The sequence below is a fragment of the Bacillus sp. SRL543 genome, assembly GCF_984799205.1.
In genome coordinates, this window is record NZ_OZ481794.1 from 1029466 (window position 1) to 1048209 (window position 18744).

General features: G+C 47.5%; 18 protein-coding genes. 9 read left to right on the forward strand and 9 right to left on the reverse strand.

The genetic code is table 11. The features are described 5' to 3' along the window. Positions 1 to 153 precede the first annotated feature (153 nt). The gene (locus AC4E8B_RS05340; RefSeq protein WP_490217500.1) at positions 154 to 702 is read right to left on the reverse strand and encodes a hypothetical protein; all 549 of its coding nucleotides are present in this window, start codon (positions 700 to 702) and stop codon (positions 154 to 156) included. A gap of 223 nt (positions 703 to 925) precedes the next feature. Between AC4E8B_RS05340 and AC4E8B_RS05345 the strand changes: the two genes are divergently transcribed. After that, positions 926 to 1969, forward strand: a complete 1044-nt coding sequence (locus tag AC4E8B_RS05345) for a GGDEF domain-containing protein (RefSeq protein WP_490217501.1) — start codon at positions 926 to 928, stop codon at positions 1967 to 1969. A gap of 13 nt (positions 1970 to 1982) precedes the next feature. Here the strand turns inward: AC4E8B_RS05345 and AC4E8B_RS05350 are convergent, their stop codons facing one another. Further along, on the reverse strand, positions 1983 to 2444 hold the full coding sequence (locus AC4E8B_RS05350) for a hypothetical protein (protein WP_490217502.1): 462 nt from the start codon (positions 2442 to 2444) through the stop codon (positions 1983 to 1985). Between the two features lie 42 nt (positions 2445 to 2486). Beyond that, on the reverse strand, positions 2487 to 2987 hold the full coding sequence (locus AC4E8B_RS05355) for a hypothetical protein (RefSeq protein ID WP_490217504.1): 501 nt from the start codon (positions 2985 to 2987) through the stop codon (positions 2487 to 2489). Between the two features lie 189 nt (positions 2988 to 3176). Here AC4E8B_RS05355 and AC4E8B_RS05360 point away from each other — a divergent pair, with 189 nt between their 5' ends. Continuing rightward, positions 3177 to 3716 carry a DinB family protein gene (locus tag AC4E8B_RS05360; protein ID WP_490217505.1) on the forward strand — a complete coding sequence of 180 codons (540 nt, stop codon included), beginning with the start codon at positions 3177 to 3179 and terminating at the stop codon, positions 3714 to 3716. Here AC4E8B_RS05360 and AC4E8B_RS05365 read toward each other — a convergent pair. Continuing rightward, positions 3697 to 3873 (reverse strand): hypothetical protein, encoded by a 177-nt coding sequence (locus AC4E8B_RS05365; protein WP_490217506.1) that lies wholly within the window; start codon positions 3871 to 3873, stop codon positions 3697 to 3699. The genes AC4E8B_RS05360 and AC4E8B_RS05365 overlap by 20 nt on opposite strands. Before the next feature lie 307 nt (positions 3874 to 4180). Between AC4E8B_RS05365 and abc-f (AC4E8B_RS05370) the strand changes: the two genes are divergently transcribed. Beyond that, positions 4181 to 5812, forward strand: coding sequence for a ribosomal protection-like ABC-F family protein (gene abc-f, locus AC4E8B_RS05370; RefSeq protein WP_490217507.1), 1632 nt, complete (start codon positions 4181 to 4183; stop codon positions 5810 to 5812). A 369-nt stretch (positions 5813 to 6181) separates the two neighbouring features. On the opposite strand, the gene AC4E8B_RS05375 is transcribed toward abc-f (AC4E8B_RS05370), so the two are convergent. The 4 genes from AC4E8B_RS05375 to AC4E8B_RS05390 all read right to left on the reverse strand — a co-directional run bounded on the left by AC4E8B_RS05375 (position 6182) and on the right by AC4E8B_RS05390 (position 9112). Further along, positions 6182 to 6910 carry an amino acid ABC transporter ATP-binding protein gene (locus AC4E8B_RS05375; protein WP_490217508.1) on the reverse strand — a complete coding sequence of 243 codons (729 nt, stop codon included), beginning with the start codon at positions 6908 to 6910 and terminating at the stop codon, positions 6182 to 6184. Next, positions 6907 to 7551 (reverse strand): amino acid ABC transporter permease, encoded by a 645-nt coding sequence (locus AC4E8B_RS05380; RefSeq protein ID WP_490217510.1) that lies wholly within the window; start codon positions 7549 to 7551, stop codon positions 6907 to 6909. Before AC4E8B_RS05380 ends, AC4E8B_RS05375 begins: the two co-directional genes overlap by 4 nt. 63 nt (positions 7552 to 7614) lie before the next feature. Then, positions 7615 to 8409 carry a transporter substrate-binding domain-containing protein gene (locus AC4E8B_RS05385; protein WP_490217512.1) on the reverse strand — a complete coding sequence of 265 codons (795 nt, stop codon included), beginning with the start codon at positions 8407 to 8409 and terminating at the stop codon, positions 7615 to 7617. 145 nt (positions 8410 to 8554) lie between these two features. Next, positions 8555 to 9112, reverse strand: coding sequence for a hypothetical protein (locus AC4E8B_RS05390; protein WP_490217514.1), 558 nt, complete (start codon positions 9110 to 9112; stop codon positions 8555 to 8557). A 591-nt stretch (positions 9113 to 9703) separates the two neighbouring features. Here AC4E8B_RS05390 and abc-f (AC4E8B_RS05395) point away from each other — a divergent pair. From abc-f (AC4E8B_RS05395) to AC4E8B_RS05405, 3 genes are all read left to right on the forward strand, one after another. Continuing rightward, positions 9704 to 11605, forward strand: coding sequence for a ribosomal protection-like ABC-F family protein (abc-f, locus tag AC4E8B_RS05395; RefSeq protein WP_490217515.1), 1902 nt, complete (start codon positions 9704 to 9706; stop codon positions 11603 to 11605). A 67-nt stretch (positions 11606 to 11672) separates the two neighbouring features. Further along, on the forward strand, positions 11673 to 12188 hold the full coding sequence (locus tag AC4E8B_RS05400) for a YehS family protein (protein WP_490217517.1): 516 nt from the start codon (positions 11673 to 11675) through the stop codon (positions 12186 to 12188). 7 nt (positions 12189 to 12195) lie between these two features. Then, positions 12196 to 12903, forward strand: coding sequence for a M48 family metallopeptidase (locus AC4E8B_RS05405; protein WP_490217518.1), 708 nt, complete (start codon positions 12196 to 12198; stop codon positions 12901 to 12903). Between the two features lie 418 nt (positions 12904 to 13321). On the opposite strand, the gene AC4E8B_RS05410 is transcribed toward AC4E8B_RS05405, so the two are convergent. Then, positions 13322 to 14218 (reverse strand): 3-hydroxyacyl-CoA dehydrogenase, encoded by an 897-nt coding sequence (locus AC4E8B_RS05410; RefSeq protein WP_490217520.1) that lies wholly within the window; start codon positions 14216 to 14218, stop codon positions 13322 to 13324. A 279-nt stretch (positions 14219 to 14497) separates the two neighbouring features. Here AC4E8B_RS05410 and AC4E8B_RS05415 point away from each other — a divergent pair, with 279 nt between their 5' ends. The 3 genes from AC4E8B_RS05415 (at position 14498) to AC4E8B_RS05425 (ending at position 18685) form a co-directional block, all read left to right on the forward strand. Then, on the forward strand, positions 14498 to 15955 hold the full coding sequence (locus AC4E8B_RS05415) for a protein adenylyltransferase SelO (protein WP_490217521.1): 1458 nt from the start codon (positions 14498 to 14500) through the stop codon (positions 15953 to 15955). A gap of 71 nt (positions 15956 to 16026) precedes the next feature. Then, positions 16027 to 17487 (forward strand): carboxylesterase/lipase family protein, encoded by a 1461-nt coding sequence (locus AC4E8B_RS05420; RefSeq protein ID WP_490217522.1) that lies wholly within the window; start codon positions 16027 to 16029, stop codon positions 17485 to 17487. A gap of 76 nt (positions 17488 to 17563) precedes the next feature. After that, positions 17564 to 18685 (forward strand): sugar diacid recognition domain-containing protein, encoded by a 1122-nt coding sequence (locus AC4E8B_RS05425; protein WP_490217523.1) that lies wholly within the window; start codon positions 17564 to 17566, stop codon positions 18683 to 18685. Positions 18686 to 18744: the final 59 nt, after the last annotated feature.

Here is an 18744-nt window from a genome sequence, read left to right on the forward strand (position 1 = left end):
GCTGGGTTCTGTGGGCGGAGGCATGGCTGCCCAGGGGGGTGGATTGGAAAAGGGACAGGTGGCATCCTGTCCCTATTTTTACATGGACAAGTAATCCTGTCCCGCTTTCCGAAGTGAAGTTGTTTGTAAGCTGCCCGGAGGTTCAAAGGGGCACTACAGATTGGTTGTCTGCTCTTCGTTTCCTGCACTTGCAGGATCCGAACCTTCAACACCGGCAGTGGGCGTGTCCCAGGAATGGCTGCTGCCGGCCAGAACCGCCGGGCTGATTGGATGTGTATATCTGTTTCTCACCTCAAGCAGATCATCATGGCGGAAGAACATGGTCGGTTCGTTCATTTCATCAGCAAGCCTCTGTCCTGCAAAGGAAAGCTCCAGTTTCACCGCTTGAAGCTCCACATCCCCGACTGCAAAGAAGCGGAGCTGGTCACCGGCATTGCCTCCTATGTCCGGGTCTGAAAATCCGAATGTCCTGTTTCGGCAGCTGCCTGCCGGAATGACAAATACACTGTCTGGATAAAGGATAGATTCGCCGACACCTTCATCATTTAATGAACAGACTTCCGCAAACAGCTGAATTCTGTAATCACGGTTTGCAGGATTAGAAATCGAAACGTTCACCACATCTGGCGGACCGCCGGCCGGGTCTCCGGTAATTTGTCCTGGTATCTTCATCGGTCCGGTCGTCAAAATATTAAATCGCATCCATTTTCACTCCTTTCATAGCTAATATATGAAAAGCTGGAAGAAGCGAATGGACAAACCTCCCGGAGCTCCAGACTATTTTGGGGCGGAGGAAAGGTTTTTGCTGGTGGGGCAGAAGCTTTGTTTTGTGCCGAAAGAGCTGGACTTTTTTCCATTTGTTTGTAAGATAAAAGAAAGAAGTTTATAAAGCAGCAACGGCACTACACTAAAAGGAGAAGCTTATTTGAAAAAAATCACTTCATATATGGACTTCAAACGTGTGATCTATCTGTATATGATTCCTTTGATTCTGTTGGCAATGGTTAGTTATAATCTTATGGAAAATGATTCGGAAGGAGATTTGGAAACATATCTGACAAGGATTTTGATAGCTTGGAATATCATCAGCTGGGCTGCTGTTTATAAAAGAAAGTTTTTGCGTGCTTTTGAGCTCGCTACTTTGGCGATCATCAGTGCAGCTCATATAGCAATCATATATGATGGTGTCTTTCATTATATTGGAAAGGGGAAGGAAGGGGCATTTGGGGTCTCTGTCATCTGGGTTCCGGCAGTTATTTTGATTTTCTTCCTCATTTTAAAGGCGAAATGGGGCGCTGTGTATTCCCTTTTCATTTTTACCATCATTTTTGCTTTTGGATTGATGAATCTCAAAGGTGCCTCTGGTGAAAGCCTTGAATCCCTGGCTCAGTTTTATGTTGCCTACCTTTTTTATATACTTGTATTTTATATGGCCCTTCATTTGTTCAAATTATTTGCAGAGCTTGAAAGCATGAAAAGGGTTGCCTATACTGACTCACTGACTGGCATTGCAAACCGGCATCAAATTGATGTGTGGCTTGAAAGGTGGATGAAAAATTCAGAAACAGGCCAAACGGGATTTTCTGTGATCTTCTTTGATATCGACCATTTTAAATGTGTGAACGATACTTATGGCCATGATGCAGGTGATCTGGTTCTGAAGAAGCTGGCATCCCTGGTTGAACATCAATTGACAGGTGCTGAGCTTTTTGGGCGCTGGGGAGGGGAAGAGTTTATCATTCTCACCCCAAAGGCAGGGGAAAATGCAGCAAAAATGGCAGAGAACCTGAGGAAGGTGATTATGGAAAGCGGCTTTCCTCCGGCAGGGAATCAGACTGCCAGCTTTGGCGTGGCCCAATTCAGGAATGGTGAAACAGCAGACTCCCTTCTTTCAAGGGCTGATCAGGGACTATATAAGTCTAAACAGGAGGGGCGGAACCGGGTGGCGTTCATGCATGATCTTATTTGAGAGGAGGGGCAGATCATGTGCCCCTCTTTTCGATGTATTTTTTTATGGTCATGGAGAGTAATGCACCGAGGAGCAGTACAGCGGTGAAGCTGAACATATTTATATAAACAGCATTGGTATAGATTGTCATGCCGCTGGTTAATTGGCGGACATCGCTGTTTTCGAAATGTGCGGAAAGTGAGTCTCTTATGTGGTCCAGTCTCGTTTTTCCGACATAAATAGAAATCGGCAATAGAAGGGATGCTGAGAAGAAAACAGCTGCAATCCAGCTGTTTTTAATTGTTTTTCGGATAGATTGATAGAAGAATACTATGAGAAAAATAAAGAGCAGGAGTAAAAACCCTGCGGGCAGCAGGCCGATATTTCCGTTGCCGGACATGATGTCATACCTTTTGATCGTGTAAACTTCAGTGACCATGAACACGGTGAGATAGGAGAGGAAAAGGCCTATGGTAAAGGTCCATATTTTTTTCATTGGATGACTCCTTCCTGGGTTGATAGAGAAATGGAAAGATCCCTATATCTCTGTATAGTGATAGTCCTCATTTTTCCCGAATGCAAGCCCTGTTTCATCACAATCGTTGGATAGGGATAAATAGCCTTTGCCGGCTGTGAATCCTAATCCTTTTAGCATGATTGAGTTAACTCCTTGTGCCGCTTCAATCAAGTCTATCCTCTTTAATGGAGTGCCAATGAAAGCAGAGATGCCTTCTAACGCATTTTTCCGCCATTCAAGTTTTAAATCCCGGGAGCCATACCATAATAGATTTTCATTTAAATCGATCTCATTCCAGCTTACAGCGATTTGTTCTTTAAAAGAGCAAAACTCCAGCTGCTGTCCTCCTATTAGTAAGACGACTGGACAATCACCCCAAAAATCACCGCCGCGCACTTCATGGACGGTCCACACTTCACATAGATTTTTATTAACCAGGGATCTAAGGCGATTGCCGTTATCATTTGTGAACTTCAGAGAGTCATCGTGAAAGACTGGGTTATAGTTTTTAATGCCAAGCATGAAGAAGCCTCCCGTTTAGTACATATGGATAATATTAACTTTAGCAGGAGAGTGTGATTTTTGAAAGGTATTTAAATTTGGGATTAATGGGCCAAGGGACCCGTCCCCCCGGCCTCTTTTCCTGGCGGAGGAATTCTTTATTTGTGTGGAGAATAGTATTGTTAGGGACTTAGGAAAGGAGCGGAAGCGATGGGGGAGCAGAGTGTCATTGAGAGTTATAAACATAGCCTCGGAAAGTATACTTTGGAGCAGCTGAGGCAAGTCCCGGCTGATGGTGTGTGGTCTCTGGCGCAGATGTATGATCATGTGACTGTGGTAGCCCACTGGTATTTGGGTGAAGCAGAAGCATGTGCTGCGTCAGAGGCAGCACAGAACAGCGGGAAAACCGAATTCGGCGAAAAGCTGTTCAGGGATGGCGGCTTCCCGCCTGTCAAAATCAGGCTGCCGGATGAAATGAACCAGCCGCCGGACAACTCCGGCACTTCAGCTTCTTTGTTCGAAAGGCTTGAACAGCTGGAGAAGAGGATAGATGGATTGGGGCAAAAACTGTATAAGACTCATCCAAGCCTCAAAAGAGAGCATGGAGGTTTCGGCTGGCTGAATGCGGTGGAGTGGCATCAGCTGACTGAAATGCATTTCCGGCATCATCTCCGGCAGAAAGGGAGCTGGAGGAGAGACTGGGGATTGAAGATTAAGCCAGAATTAACTGCTAAACATTGTGTAAAGTGAGAGTTTCAGCAGTATCAGCAGGAGCATCGAAGGCCGTGCCACCTGTACCATCATTGGTTTCCATATAACTGAAAAACAAATTCATCACAACAAACAAAACAATGACCAAAGCCAAAACACCAACAAAGATGAATACGGCTACTTTCTTGCCAGACATGAGGTGTCCTCCTTTTCCTTATTTTTACGTATTATATCACAATGTTCCGCTAGTTTGTGATATACTAATACCCAACTAAAAGCGAAAGGAATGATGGGTGGACGATGGATAACTGATCTTATTTTTTCTCGATTGAAATAGCATATTTCAAATCACACAAAAAATAGGATTAGTCTGCCCATTTTTCATCGATACATCATTCAGCCATTAACATAATGGTTTATTTGCTGATGCAAAGGTACGGCTAATCCTTCCAATTGATTGGGAGGATTTTTTAGTTCTCCCTTTTAAAGAGAGGGATGATGGTATGAAGGAAATATTGAAACTGAATGACCTTAGCTATGAAATCATGGATGTGAGCTTGTTTGAAGGGGTGAATAGCAGTGTCCGCCAGGGGGAAGTGATCGGCATCATTGGAAAAAATGGAGCAGGGAAATCCACTCTGCTGCAGCTGATCAGCGGTGAGAGGCAGCCTTCCAGCGGGAAAATCCAGTGGATCGGGCAGGAAGCTGAGATTCTGATGGTAGAGCAGGAAACCGAATCTTTTGCTTCCGGGCTTCAATCTCCATTGGAAAAAATGCTCCTGGAAAAATGGCAGGTCCCTGATGCGGGCTTTGAGCTGATGAGCGGCGGGGAGAAGCTGAAGGCCCGTCTGGCAAAGGGCTTTGCTGCAGGAGCCGGCCTCCTGCTCCTTGATGAGCCGACCAACCATCTGGATGAGCAGAGCATGGAAATTTTGAAGGAACAGATTGAAGCTTATAAAGGGACGATCATCCTCGTTTCGCATGACCGTCACTTTTTGGATGATGCGGTTTCTAAAATCTGGTCGATCGAGGATAAGCAGCTGATTGAGCATAAAGGGAATTATTCGAGTTATATGGAGGCACGGAGGCAGAAACGGCTCGCACAGCAGCGGGAATATGAAAAGCAGCAGAAGATGGTTGAGCGGATCGAGGGGCAGCTGAATGAGCTGAGCTCCTGGGCAAACACCGGCCATGCTAAATCGACGAAAGAGGAAGGCTTCAAGGAATATCACCGTGTGAAGGCGAAGCGCCTTGATTCACAGGTGAAATCCAAACGGAAGCGGCTGGAAAAGGAGCTGGAAAAATCAAAGGCAGCTCCTGTCGCTCCCGAGCATGAGGTGCGCTTTTCGATTTCGGCGAACACAAAGCGGGGCAAGCGGTTTTTAGAAGTGAAGAATCTGGCAAAATCCTTTGATGGGCGCAGGCTGTTTGAAGGAGCGCATTTTACCGTCCAGCATGGCGAAAGAGTGGCCATTACAGGGCAGAACGGCAGCGGCAAGACGACTTTCCTGAAAATTATCATGGGAATGGAAACAGCTGAGGGCGAGGTCTGGATGTCGCCGGCAGCCAGTGTCGGCTATTTAACGCAGGAAGTATTCGATCTGCCGCTCGACAAGACGCCTGAGGAGCTTTTTTACCGGGAAACATTCGCAGAGAGAGGAAAGGTCCAAACCTTGATGAAGCATCTCGGCTTTACGGCATCGCAGTGGAAGGAGCCTATCAGGGATATGAGCATGGGCGAGCGCGTCAAGTGCAAGCTGATGGAGTATATTTTAGAAGAAAAAGATGTACTGATTCTTGATGAGCCGACCAACCATCTTGACCTGCCTTCGCGCGAACAGCTTGAAGAAACCCTGTCAGCATATCAAGGGACACTTCTGGCCGTGTCGCATGACCGCTATTTTCTTGAGAAAATAACCAGCAGCAAGCTCGTCATTGCAGACGGGTCCATTCAAAGGAAATTCGACCAGGACCTGCAGACCAGAGATGACCGGGAAGAGCTTCGGATGAAACTTGAAACCGAAAGGCAGGAAGTGCTGGGCAAGCTCAGCTTTATGACGCCGAAAGACAAAGACTATCAGGAGCTGGACCGGAAATTTAATGAGCTTACAAGGCGGATAAGGGATCTTAGCTAGGCTGGAGGCGGAGCGACGGCAATCTTGGGATTTGGCGGATGAAGTTTTACGTACAAGGAACATGATCGGGGCCTTCGCGGCAGAAATATTGCAGGGCAGCCGCAGGTTTTGGGGAAGAGCTGAGGCATTTTGGTCCATTTCAGTTAACCAGACGGAGTTTCTTATATGTGTTTTCAGGCAGCTCAGCGGATATTAGCAACTTTCTGGATATATTAGCAACTTTTAGATTTTATTAGCGACTTTATCCATATATTAGCAACTTTCCCGTTTTATTAGCAACTTCTCAATTATATTAGCAACTCGCCTCTTCTATAATCAAAAATCAAAAGGAGCCCTGCCGCAGCAGCAGGGCTCCTTTTGATTTTTCTCTCACAAAACTTTGCCAAGAAAAGCCTTCGTCCGTTCATGCTTGGGGTTGCCGAATAATTCGCCTGGGACATCTTCTTCAACGATGTATCCGCCGTCCATAAAGATGACGCGGTCCCCGACTTCGCGGGCAAATCCCATTTCGTGAGTGACGACAACCATGGTCATGCCTTCACGGGCAAGATCTTTCATAACCTCGAGCACTTCTCCGATCATTTCCGGGTCAAGGGCAGAGGTGGGCTCATCAAACAGCATGACCTTTGGTTCCATGGCAAGTGCCCTGGCAATGGCGACACGCTGTTTCTGCCCTCCGGATAATTCGCCGGGATAGCTGTCCGCTTTTTCCTCAAGGCCTACTTTTCTGAGAAGTTCGAGGGCTTTCTTTTTTGCTGCTTCTTTGTCGGTGCCCTTTGTTTTCATCGGCGCCAGGGTAATATTCTGCAGCACTGTTTTATGAGGGAAGAGGTTGAAGTGCTGAAACACCATCCCTACTTCCTGGCGGATTTTATTAATGTTGATCTTAGGGTCGGTAATATCATTGCCATTCACGATAACATGGCCATCTGTGATTTCCTCGAGTTTATTCAGGCACCGCAGGAAGGTGCTTTTTCCAGAGCCGGAGGGGCCGACAACACAGACCACTTCCTGCTCTTTTACCTCTGTACTGATATCTTTCAATACTTCGAGTTCCCCGAAGGATTTTTTCAGGTTATTGACTTGGATTACGCTCATCGCAGCTGATACCTCCCTTCAATAAAGTCGCCGAGTTTGGTTAGCAGGTAGATCAGGATGAAATACATGAGCGCGACCATTCCCCATACTTTAAAAGGTTCATAGGTCGCCGATACGACAACTTGCCCTCTTTGAGTCAGTTCGGCGATTCCGATGACCGACAGGAGGGAGGTGTCTTTCAGGCTGATGATCGCCTGGTTCACAAATGTAGGCAGCATCCTTCTTAAAGCCTGTGGCAGGATGATATAGCGCATCGTCTGCGCACTGGTCAGCCCCAGTGTCCGGGCTGCCTCTGTCTGCCCTTTATCAATGGACTGAATGCCGGCCCGCACAATTTCTGCTATATAGGCGCCTGCATTGATGGCAACACCCACAATGCCCGCTGTAACAGGCTCAAGCGAAATGAATGAAAGTGAATTCAATCCAAAGTAAATAAAAAATAATTGAACGAGGAATGGTGTTCCGCGTACCAAGTTGATGAACCAGATGGCGATCCACCGTAAAGGAGGAATCGGGGAAAGGCGGAATAATGCGGTAATGAGTCCAATGATGAACCCAAACAGCAAGCCTAGAACAGTAATATATGCAGTCAGTTTTAACCCGGCCCATAAGACGGGGAGGGCTTCCATGAAAATGTCCAAATCGCTGCTCCTCTCTTTCTGGAAAAAGACAGCGCGCTTTTTGGGAGCGCGCTGAGCAAATTCTTACTCTTCAAGATAACGGCCTAAAATCTCATCGTAAGTGCCGTTTTCCTTTATTTTTTCAAGGCCGCTGTTGATTTTTTCCAGCAGCTCCTGGTTTTCACCTTTCTTTACACCGATGCCGTATTGGTCGCCGGTCAGGCGGTCTCCGACGGTCTTCAGATCAAGGCCGCTTGTTTTAATGGCATATGCAATAACCGGATAGTCTTCAATCAGCACGTCGGCGTTCCCGTTAGCCACTTCCTGGAACATGGACGGGCTGTCATTGAATTGGCGGACTTCTTTTATGCCGGCTTCTTCTTTGATTTCCTCGGCATGCTCTGCGCCTGTTGTACCATTCTTAACGGCGACAACTTTCCCTTCTAAATCATCTATACTGGTAATGTCACTGTTATCTTCTGAAACAACAAGGGTCAGCCCGGCATCAAAGTACGGATCTGAAAAATCGACTTTTTCTTTGCGGTCATCCGTGATGCTCATGCCCGCAATGGCCACGTCAAGCTGGTCGGCAAGGATGGCCGGGATGATGCCGCCGAAATCCATAGGCTTCAATTCGATTTCAAAGCCTTCTTCCTCTGCAATGGCGCGGATGATATCAATATCAATTCCTTTATACTCGCCGTCTTCTTCAAACTCGAACGGAGGATAAGTAGTATCTGTGCCGACAGTGTACGTCTTGCTCCCGTCACCACCAGAGTCCCCTCCATCACCGCTGCTGTTGTCTGCATCGTCTGTTCCGCATGCAGCCAATATCAGCATCACTAGCATCAAAAAGCCGAATAACTTTATTTTTTTCATCTAACCCCTCCGAATCTATTGTTTGATAATTCTATCATTAACAATGTTAGCAAAAGTTTACAGGTGAATTCAAAGGAAAAGGCTTTCAGCGGGAGAGTTGGGCGGGTAAAATGGCAAAGCTTAAAGCGCTCAAAAAGAATGGCCATCAATTATATTGAGGGCTCTTTAAGTTTTTTCGATCTTCTACAATGTCTGCCAGGGCACGCTTGTAATCGTATGCAGTGCCATGCTTATCAAAATAAATGAAGAGTTGTTCCGTCCATTCATGCAAACCCCAGAGGCCTTCATACACAAACATATACCTGGTTTCGCCATCTCTTGTTTCAATCAATTCAGGAACGCCGAAGAAGCTTTTTACTTCATCCATAGACATTCCCTTAACATCTTTTTCGGCCAATACACTGTCCAGACGGTAAACTTGAAATTGCCGCTCTTCTTTCCAAGTCTTTTCATCTGTAAAATTGGCGATTTGCTCTGCTTTATACTGAAAAACTGCTAAAAGTATTCCAATGAATATGATAGGTGTGATGATGAGAGCTGATGATTTTTTTGCCTGTCTCGAGTACAAAACAATTGCGGAAAGTGTAAAAGAAATAATGATAACAGCAAGCACCGTGTAATTGGATCCTAGAGGTGATAAGGCATTCATGACTAACACACTTATTGTGAGCAGCAGCAAAAAGCCAAGTGAGATGAGTTTCAAAATCAAAATGATGAATCAGCTCCATTTCTATCTGTAATACCAAAATATAGGAATATTTTAACATATTTTTGTTCTAATGCTGCGGGGCAGAAAAATCATTGGAATTTAAGGTCAGGTTAAAAGATTCAGCACCGCGCTCCATTTACAAATAAAGGCTAATGTGAGATAATACAGAAAATTATGAAGGGGTGAAGTAAGTTTATGGAACCAACTAATTGCCAATATTAATTGATTTTTAAATTAATATGAATTTTGTATTGAGTGTTGAAATGCCTAATCTGATTAGGTCTATTTGCTATGCTCTTTATGGAATGATGGCAAATTAGAAGGAAACTTACTTTACTTGACCGGGGTTTATAATTTTAGGGATCAGTCCGGCAGCTATTGGCTGCTCCAGAGGCTGAAATGGGCTTATTTTGTGATGGGCGCATTTCCGGCTGTGCTGGCGATAAATTATAGGAACATCCAGGCTGCAGGGAGGGAGATCTTCTTGCAGCCTTTTTATATGCGGAAAATTGAATAGTTGAAAGTTCTTCTTTGCCTTGTCCATAAAAGTGCAGCAGCCATTATGGATGAAAGAAGGAATAAAAGATGCTCGAATTAAAACTGAACGGAATTAAAAAATATATGGAAGCCACACTGATTATGAGGAATGTATCGCTTGAAGCATTTGAAGGGGAGAAGATTGGGATTGTCGGGGCCAATGGCTGCGGAAAGAGCACCATCCTGAAGCTGATTGCGGGGATCGAAAAAATGCATTATTATCCGGGATTTCCGCAGACATCCAGCCCAGGCTATGATGAAGGCCTGATTCATTTTCCCAGAGGGGCGAGCAAGGCGTATCTGGAGCAGTCGCCGGTTTTCCCGCCGGGCTTGACGGTGAAGGATGTGCTGAATCTTGCTTTTGAAGAAATCGATGAAATTGAAGCACGCATGCGTGAACTGGAAGAGCAGATGAAGGTGCTCACAGATAAGGCGCTTGAAAAAGCCTTGAACCAATACAGCGATCTTGTCCAGCAGCTTGAGGCGAAGGGCGGGTACGAACGAGAAGAGAAGCTGGGCAAGGTGTGCACCGGACTGAAGTTAAGCGAAAGTTTTTTGAATACGGATTTTGATCAATTGAGCGGCGGGGAAAAAACGACCGTGGTGCTCGGCAAGCTGCTGATCCACAATCCTGACATCCTCCTGCTGGATGAGCCGACAAATCATCTTGATATGGAAGCGATCGAGTGGCTGGAAAGCTATCTGAAAAGCTGCAGGGGCATTGTCCTGATTGTTTCCCATGACCGGTATTTCCTTGACCGCACCGTCACTAAGATAGTCGAAATCGAGGATATGGAATCGATCACCTATAAAGGCAACTATTCTTCTTTTATCAGCCAGAAGGAAGAGAATATGCGGATTCAATATGAGCATTTCCGCGAGCAGCAGAAAAGAATCAACGGAATGGAGAAGACGGTGTCCGACCTGCGCGACTGGGCAATGAGGGCGGATAACAATAAATTCTTCCGGCGGGCTGCCAGCATCCAGAAGAAGCTTGATAAAATGGATATGCTTGAAAAGCCTGTCTTCAAACGCAGGAATATGAGGCTGGATATTAAAACGGCCCAGCGTTCGGGAAGGGAAGTCATCAAAGCTGCCGGGCTCTGCAAAAGTTTTGATGATAAAGTGATTTTTAAAGACAGCGGCCTATTGGTCCAATATGGGGAGAGAGTCGGTTTGCTAGGTTCAAATGGCAGCGGCAAAACCACCTTTCTGAAGATGCTCCTCGGCGAGGTGCTGCCAGATGGAGGCACGGTGGAGCTCGGCGCCAATGTGCAAGCAGCTTATCTGCCGCAGAAAATCGTGTTCAATGATGAAGAGCTGACCGTACTCGAAGCCTTCCGCGAAGGCATTTCCATTGTGGAAGGAAAGGCCCGTGAGTATCTGGCTAAGTTCATGTTTTATAAAAAAAGTGTCTTCACAAAGGTGAAGCAGCTGTCAGGCGGCGAAAGAATCAGGCTGAAGCTGGCGATGCTGTTATACCAGGATATTAATCTGCTGATCCTGGATGAACCGACCAACCATCTGGATATCCCATCAATCGAAACCCTGGAGACTGCGCTGGAAGATTTTGAAGGAACGATCTTCTTCATCTCGCATGACCGCTATTTTATCAACAGAATCAGCGAAAAAGTGATTGCGGTAGAAGATTATTCGCTGAAAAACTACCCAGGCAACTATGATTCCTATAAAATGATAAAGGAGCAAAAAGCCGTCCAGGTGGCGGCAGAGCCTGAGGAGAAGAAGAAGACTCAACTTCATTCTCCAAAGCAGGAAGCGTCAGCTGAGAAAGCCGAAGAAAAAATACAGCGGCTTGAGCAGGAATTAAAAGAGATTGATGCCTGCATGGCAGAGGCCGGCAGTGATTATGACAGGCTCCATGTGCTGTATGGCAGGAAAGAGGAACTAAATCAAGAACTGGAAAAAGCTATCGGGCTTTGGCTGGGATGAGAGTTCTTCCGGTTCATCAATAAATTGGGACAGCGTGCCTGTCCCGGTATTACAGGAGTGTGTAAAAGTGGATAATAATGATATTTTGATTCGGTGCAGATATGCAATGGATATTAAAAACAGCGACGTTGTGGAGATTTTCAAGCTCGGGGGCATGGAGTTTACGCGGGAGGAAGTGCTGCTGATTCTGACAAAATCACCTGATTTGGACGATGATGCGGCTCCAGTGGCAACGGATAAGCATATTCCGTGCACAGATGAAATGCTGGAAACGTTTTTGAATGGATTTATTGTATTTAAGCGCGGCCGGAAGGAAACCAAGCCAGGGGAGCCGGAACCGCCGCAGGCCAGGCTGTCTGACAATGAACATGCGAATAATCTTCTGCTGAAAAAGCTGAAAATAGCGCTTTCCATGACAAGTGAAGATATGCTGGAGGTTTTCAGGCTGGCAGGGCTCACAGTGACTAAAGGGGAGCTCGGGGCTTTTCTCAGGAAAAAAGGCCATAAAAATTATAAAGAATGCGGGGATAATTTTGCCCGTAATTTCTTAAAAGGATTAACGGTTAAATTTAGAGGAGAATGACAGGATCATGCTGCACACCTATCAAGGGGAGACGATCAGTTTTCAGATTGTCCATAAAAACAGGAAAACGGCCGGGATTTATATTGATGGTCTTGGCCACATAGAAATCCGCGTCCCGAAAGGCACAAAAGATGAAAGTGTGCTGAAGCTGGTTGAGGAAAAATGGGATTGGATCCTTGCGAATTCTCAGGAAATGCAGGACCGGCTGCAGGGGCCGAAAGAGCGGAGCTATGATCGGGACGAGAGATTCCTCTACCTGGGGAAATCTTATCCTATCGAAGTGAGTCAGGATGCCGGCATTGAGCAGGATTATGCTGCAGTGGACGGTGATAAGCTGCGCATTTTTGTGAAGCAGCCGGGGGAAGAACACATTCAGCAGGCTTTAAAACGGTTTTACTATCAGCAGTGCAAAGCGCTTGTTGAAAAAAACATCCAGGCCAATCAGCAGCATTTCAAAATGAAGCCGCAATCCTTCCGCATCTCTGACAGCCCGACGACCTGGGGAACATGCGACTCTAACCGCCGGCTCACATTCAACTGGAAGCTGGCCATGGCTCCGCCGAAGGTGATTGAATACGTGGTGATCCATGAAATGTGCCATATGATGCATATGAATCATGACCGCTCCTTCTGGCGGCTTGTGGGCAAGCTGATGCCGGATTATAAAGAGCAGGAGAGATGGCTCGCTCTTTCAAGCTGGCAGATGACGGTTTGAGCGGAGTTTGGGGGACACCAGCCTTGTGGGGCTGGTGTTTTTTTGAGGTGGCGGGGAGGGTGATTTTGGGCTAGTTGCTAATAAAAAATGAAAGTTGCTAATATATCTGGAAAGTTGCTAATAAAATGGAAAAGTTGCTAATAAAATCCAAAAGTTGCTAATATACCGGAAAAGTTGCTAATAAACGGCTCATCCAGTCAGCAGGCCACAGAATTCTCCCTCTATTTGGGACTGAGAATGTTAAATTCGAGCTGGCGAGCAGTTCAAAAAAGCTAATATACGAAACATAATCCGTTCAGAGCACCGTTTCACCGTCCAAAACCTGAATCCAGCCCAGCACAGCATACCAAACCACACAAAAAAAGCTGCCCTCCAAGCGCAATTAGCGCAATCGGGCAGCTTTTTCACTTTAGCTTAATCAGCTGTTTAAGAAATCATCTTCCATATAGCTCGGGTTCGGATATTTATAAAATCCTTCGCCTGTTTCTCTTCCAAGCTTGCCTTTGTCGATGTAATCTCTTTTCAGCATTTCAGCCAGTTTGGCGGATTCTGCCATGCCGGCCTGGCCTTTGCCGTTTGCGATATTGTAGGCAGTTGTGACGCCGACGATATCGAGGATGGCGAATGGGCCTTTTGGCGCTCCGGTTGCGATCATCCAGGTTTTGTCGATGGTTTCCGGATCGGCAACGCCGTTCAAGAGCAGCTTCTGGCCTGCTTCAAGGAAAGGAACAAGCAGGGAATTCAGGATATAGCCAGGCTGTTCTTTGTGCACAGGCAGCGCAACCATGCCGATTGCTTTCGCAAATTCGATGACATCGTCAAATACTTCCTTGCTTGTGCCTGGATGTCCCATTACTTCTGCTGTATTGTTTGTCCAAATTTCGTTCGCGAAGTGCAGTGCCAGGAATTGTTCCGGACGGCCTGTCGCGTCAGCAAACTGGCTTGGCAATAGGGTAGATGAATTAGTGGCAAAGATGGTTTTCTCAGGTGCCACAGACCCGAGCTTTGTATAAAAATCAATCTTAATCTGCACGACTTCTGGAACTGCCTCAATCACGAGGTCTGCATCAGCGACAGCTGCAGCCAGGTCACTGTGGAAGGAGATGCGCTCATAGGCTGAATTTACTTCTTCTTCACTGGCCCCAAGGTCCTCCTGGTAGCGCGGCTTCAGCTTTCCGATTCTATCTTTTGCGCGGTCAAGTGCCTCGTCATTAATATCATATACAGATACATTGAACCCTTTAAATGCCGTCTGGAATGCGATCTGGCTTCCAAGCACTCCGCTTCCGGCAACGGTTACATTCTTGTAATTCATAGAAAAAACTCCCTTTCTATTTGTATCGTTCTTTAGATGTATTACCACTTTTATTATAGACCTAATCTGAGAAATTATAGAAGTATAATGCTTAGGCAAAAAGGACTATATGCCCGATTTATAAAAATGATGATGCATAGAAGTTACGCATATTTCAGATTTTTAAATCATCCATCAGCTCCTCCCATGCATTCCGCGCGTCAACTCAAAACGGAAAGGGTATAATAAAACTATCGACTGCAAAGAGGGTTTTTATGTCAAAAACGTAAAGGGGATACAATGACAAACAGCAATGAAACAGGGTGGAAGTTAGATAACAGCTATGCACGCCTGCCGGAAATATTTTATACAAACCAGGATCCCAATCCTGTGGAGGCGCCGGAGCTGGCGATTCTGAATGGCCCTTTGGCGGCTTCACTGGGACTGGATGCTGAAGAGCTTCAGAGTGATGAAAGCATCAGCATTCTGGCCGGAAATGAAATGCCTGAAGGAGCGGCGCCGCTTGCACAGGCATATGCAGGGCATCAGTTCGGCCACTTCAATATGCTTGGGGATGGGCGCGCGCTCTTGATCGGCGAGCAGATCACCCCGGAAGGCGAGCGCTTTGACATTCAGCTGAAAGGTTCAGGGCGGACGCCGTATTCCCGAGGCGGAGACGGCCGGGCGGCGCTCGGTCCGATGCTGCGCGAGTATATCATAAGCGAAGCGATGCACAGCCTCGGAATCCCGACGACAAGAAGCCTCGCCGTTGTGATGTCAGGTGAAATGATCCGGCGGGAGACCAGGCTGCCGGGGGCCATTTTAACGAGGGTGGCTGCGAGCCATCTGCGGGTCGGCACCTTCCAATTCGCCGCACAATTTGGGGAGAAGGAAGATGTAAAAGCTCTCGCGGACTATGCCATCCTCCGTCACTATCCGGAAATAGAAGGAGAGGAGCAGCCTTATCTGGAACTCCTTAAAGCGGTCATCAAGCGCCAGGCTTCATTAATCGCCAAATGGCAGCTGGCCGGGTTCATCCACGGAGTCATGAACACGGATAATATGACGATCAGCGGCGAAACGATCGATTATGGCCCATGCGCTTTTATGGACACCTACAATCCGGAAACTGTCTTCAGCTCCATCGATGTGCAGGGACGCTATGCCTACGGAAATCAGCCGTACATGGCCGGCTGGAATCTGGCCCGTCTGGCGGAGAGCCTACTGGTCCTTCTGCATGATGATCAGGACCAGGCTGTTGAGATTGCCCAGAAGGAAATTTCCGGTTTTATGGACATTTATCAGGGCAATTGGCTGGAGGGTATGGGAGCAAAGCTTGGGATCTTCTCTGTTGAAAAAGAAGACAAAGCGCTCTTTGAGGAATTGCTTTCCCTGATGAAAGATCATCAAGCTGATTATACGAACACATTCAGGGCCTTGACGATCGGCAGGGAAACAGCTTTAGAAGGCAAGCAGGGATTTGCCGGGTGGCATGATAAATGGAAGTCCCGTTTAGAAAAACAGGATATGACCCTGGAAGACAGCAAAACGCTGATGCAAAACAGCAATCCGGCAGTGATTCCGAGGAACCATAGAGTGGAAGAGGCCCTTGAGGCGGCTGGTGAAGGAGACTACAGTGTGATGGGCAGGCTCCTGAACGTGCTGGCAAAGCCATACTCTCATGCTGAGGCTGAAGAGGAATATTGCACCGGTCCCGATGATGATGGAAAGGGCTATGTTACTTATTGCGGAACCTGATCAGCAGGAGCTTGCCCCGATCATGGGGCATGGCTCTTTTTTTGAAAAAAACCCAAAGGGAGAGTGTGAAAATGGATTCAGCCATCGTAAAAACAAAGCAAGGATTAGTAAAAGGTACGGAGGGCCGTGCTGCCACAGTGTGGAGAGGCATTCCTTTCGCAAAAAAACCGGCCGGCGAAAGGCGTTTTCAGCCTCCCGCGCCTCCTGAAGCATGGGAAGGAACCTTTGAAGCGAATGAGTTTGGGCCTGTTTGTACGCAAAATAAAGATATAGCAGCCATGCTTGGCGCGCCTGCTGACAATATGTCAGAAGACTGCCTGTATTTGAATATATGGGCACCGGCAGGTCCAAGGGAAGGGCTTCCGGTTATGGTATGGATTCATGGCGGTGCCTTCCGGGCAGGGGCGGGGAGCAGTCCTCTCTATGATGGGACAAGTATGGCGGAAAACGGCGGGGTTATTGTCGTAACGATCAACTACAGGCTGGGCGCATTCGGCTTCCTGCATCTTGCCGGATTGGACAGCAGCTATCAAGCTAACCTTGGATTGCTTGATCAAATTGCGGCATTAAAATGGATCAGGGAAAACATTCAAGCATTTGGCGGCGATCCTGAACAGGTGACGGTGTTCGGGGAGTCGGCCGGGGCAATGAGCATCGCCTCTTTATTGGCCATGCCTGCTGCAAAAGGATTGTTTCAAAAGGCCATCCTGGAAAGCGGGGCATCCCAGATCATCCCGCCGGAGCAGGCTTCCATGATAGCTAAAGCGGTGCTGCAGCAGCTCGGCATTGATGAGGGGAACATGGAAAAATTGAAAGAAGTGCCGGCAGAGGATATTTTGAAGGCTGCAGAGCGGGTAACCGCGGGCCAGGGACCGGGCATGATCTTCCAGCCAACGGTTGATGGGGAGACACTGCCGGTTCCTCCATTGCAGGCAATCACCGGGGGAGCAGCAGAAGGGATCCCTGTCATGATTGGGACCAATCATGATGAAGGGGCCTTTTTCTTCAGGCCGGGTTCAGCCCCGATGCCAGGCCCGGCAAGAGATGATGCGATGGCCAAGCTGATCGGGCCGGAGGCGGCGGAAAAGGTGAAAGAGCACTACCCGGCAACAATTGAAGGGGAATCTCAGTTCATGACCGATTTTGTTTTCTGGAAGCCTGCGATTGAATATGCTTCCGGGCAGGCTAAGCATGCTCCTGTCTGGATGTACCGGTTTGATTGGCATATTCCCGGACATCCCCATGTAGGCAAGGCAGCACATGGACTGGAGATTGCGTTTGTTTTTTCAAACCTTTTCTACTTCAGCAGGCTCGGCGTCAAAGTGGATGAAACCATACAAAGACTTTCCCGGCATATGCAGGCAGCATGGATCTCGTTTGCTAAAGCGGGCAATCCCAATGCGGATGGAGATGACCTGAATTGGCCGGCGTACCAGCCGCTGGACCGCTATACCTATATTTTTGACAGTGAAAGCCGGGTGGAAGCTGACCCTTACAAAGAAAAGCGCGAGCTGATTACAGGACGGGAATAGGGCAGGCTGCTTGTCCCGCTTTTTCCGATAGTCCGGGACAGTAAACCTGTTCCTACGTCCGGCCAGTAGGAGGTGCATGATGAAATTTTTAGATAGAGCACTTGCTCAGGAGATAGTCGACCGGACGATGAAGATCATCGGCCGGAATATTAATGTAATGAATGACAAGGGTGTGATAATCGGTTCTGGAGACGAGGCGAGGATTCAGTCTGTTCATGAAGGAGCGGTCCGGGTGATCGAAGCCGGCAGCGGATTCGAAATCACCGAAGCAGAGGCCGAGGAGCTAAACGGCGCCAGGGCCGGGATCAATCTGCCGATCACCTTCCAGAACCATATCATCGGCGTGATCGGGATTACGGGGGAGCCGGAGGAAATCCGCAGCTACGGAGAGCTGGTCAGGATGGCTGCCGAAATGATCCTTCAGCAGGCTGTTTTGATGGATGAAATGCAATGGGATGAAAGATTGAAAGAAGATCTGACAAGCCAGCTGCTGTCAGGCGTTGAAATTCTGGATTCGCTCTATTTCGAAAGAGTGAACCGCCTCGGAATGGACTTGGATATCCCGAGGACAGCAATCGTCATTGCAGCCGATGAGCAGGCCAAAAGCTATAAATGGATCCGCGACAGGCTGGAAAAGGAAGATCTGTATGTGATGAATCCCGGTTATATCGTCCTGCTGAAAAAGGTGCTTACAAAAGGGGAAAGCTGGGATTCCGGGCAAACGATGAACCAGGTGGAGGATTGGCTATCAGGGCTTGCAGTCAGCCAGGGGCTGTCATGCCAGGCGGCCATCGGCCAGTATCATCCAGGTTTGGAGGGGCTTTCCGCCTCATACCGCGAGGCTGTAAATACGCTGGAGGCGGGAAGGAAGCTTGACCCGCAGCAAAGGGTTTACTTTTACGAAGATTATAAGCTGCCTGTCTTCGTTGCCAGGGCGGGAGAGCTCGGGATAGCAGAAGCGTTCCAGCATCATGCCGTAAACTTGAATCAGCATGACAAAAAAGGCGAGCTGCTGGAGACTTTGAGGATTTATATAGAAGAAAATGGGGACAGCAGCTCCTCAGCAGGCCGGCTTTATATACACCGTAACACCCTAAGATACAGGCTGGAGCGGATCAAGGAACTGACCGGCAAGGATCCGCGTACAACAAAAGATTTACTGGAACTCTACATATCTCTTCTGCAAAATCAGCTTTAATTAATTGTGCAAATGCACAAAAAGGTCCGGGAATCCCGGGCCTTTATTTTATTGTCTGA

What these genes read in the sequence shown, in the direction of transcription:
- AC4E8B_RS05415 (WP_490217521.1), top strand. Translation starts at nt 14,498, where the DNA reads ATGACAAACAGCAATGAAACAGGGTGGAAGTTAGATAACAGCTATGCA.
- abc-f (WP_490217507.1), top strand. Translation starts at nt 4,181, where the DNA reads ATGAAGGAAATATTGAAACTGAATGACCTTAGCTATGAAATCATGGAT.
- AC4E8B_RS05360 (WP_490217505.1), top strand. Translation starts at nt 3,177, where the DNA reads ATGGGGGAGCAGAGTGTCATTGAGAGTTATAAACATAGCCTCGGAAAG.
- AC4E8B_RS05340 (WP_490217500.1), bottom strand. Translation starts at nt 702, where the DNA reads ATGCGATTTAATATTTTGACGACCGGACCGATGAAGATACCAGGACAA.
- AC4E8B_RS05405 (WP_490217518.1), top strand. Translation starts at nt 12,196, where the DNA reads ATGCTGCACACCTATCAAGGGGAGACGATCAGTTTTCAGATTGTCCAT.
- AC4E8B_RS05355 (WP_490217504.1), bottom strand. Translation starts at nt 2,987, where the DNA reads ATGCTTGGCATTAAAAACTATAACCCAGTCTTTCACGATGACTCTCTG.
- AC4E8B_RS05350 (WP_490217502.1), bottom strand. Translation starts at nt 2,444, where the DNA reads ATGAAAAAAATATGGACCTTTACCATAGGCCTTTTCCTCTCCTATCTC.
- AC4E8B_RS05375 (WP_490217508.1), bottom strand. Translation starts at nt 6,910, where the DNA reads ATGAGCGTAATCCAAGTCAATAACCTGAAAAAATCCTTCGGGGAACTC.
- AC4E8B_RS05420 (WP_490217522.1), top strand. Translation starts at nt 16,027, where the DNA reads ATGGATTCAGCCATCGTAAAAACAAAGCAAGGATTAGTAAAAGGTACG.
- AC4E8B_RS05385 (WP_490217512.1), bottom strand. Translation starts at nt 8,409, where the DNA reads ATGAAAAAAATAAAGTTATTCGGCTTTTTGATGCTAGTGATGCTGATA.
- AC4E8B_RS05365 (WP_490217506.1), bottom strand. Translation starts at nt 3,873, where the DNA reads ATGTCTGGCAAGAAAGTAGCCGTATTCATCTTTGTTGGTGTTTTGGCT.
- AC4E8B_RS05425 (WP_490217523.1), top strand. Translation starts at nt 17,564, where the DNA reads ATGATGAAATTTTTAGATAGAGCACTTGCTCAGGAGATAGTCGACCGG.
- abc-f (WP_490217515.1), top strand. Translation starts at nt 9,704, where the DNA reads ATGCTCGAATTAAAACTGAACGGAATTAAAAAATATATGGAAGCCACA.
- AC4E8B_RS05410 (WP_490217520.1), bottom strand. Translation starts at nt 14,218, where the DNA reads ATGAATTACAAGAATGTAACCGTTGCCGGAAGCGGAGTGCTTGGAAGC.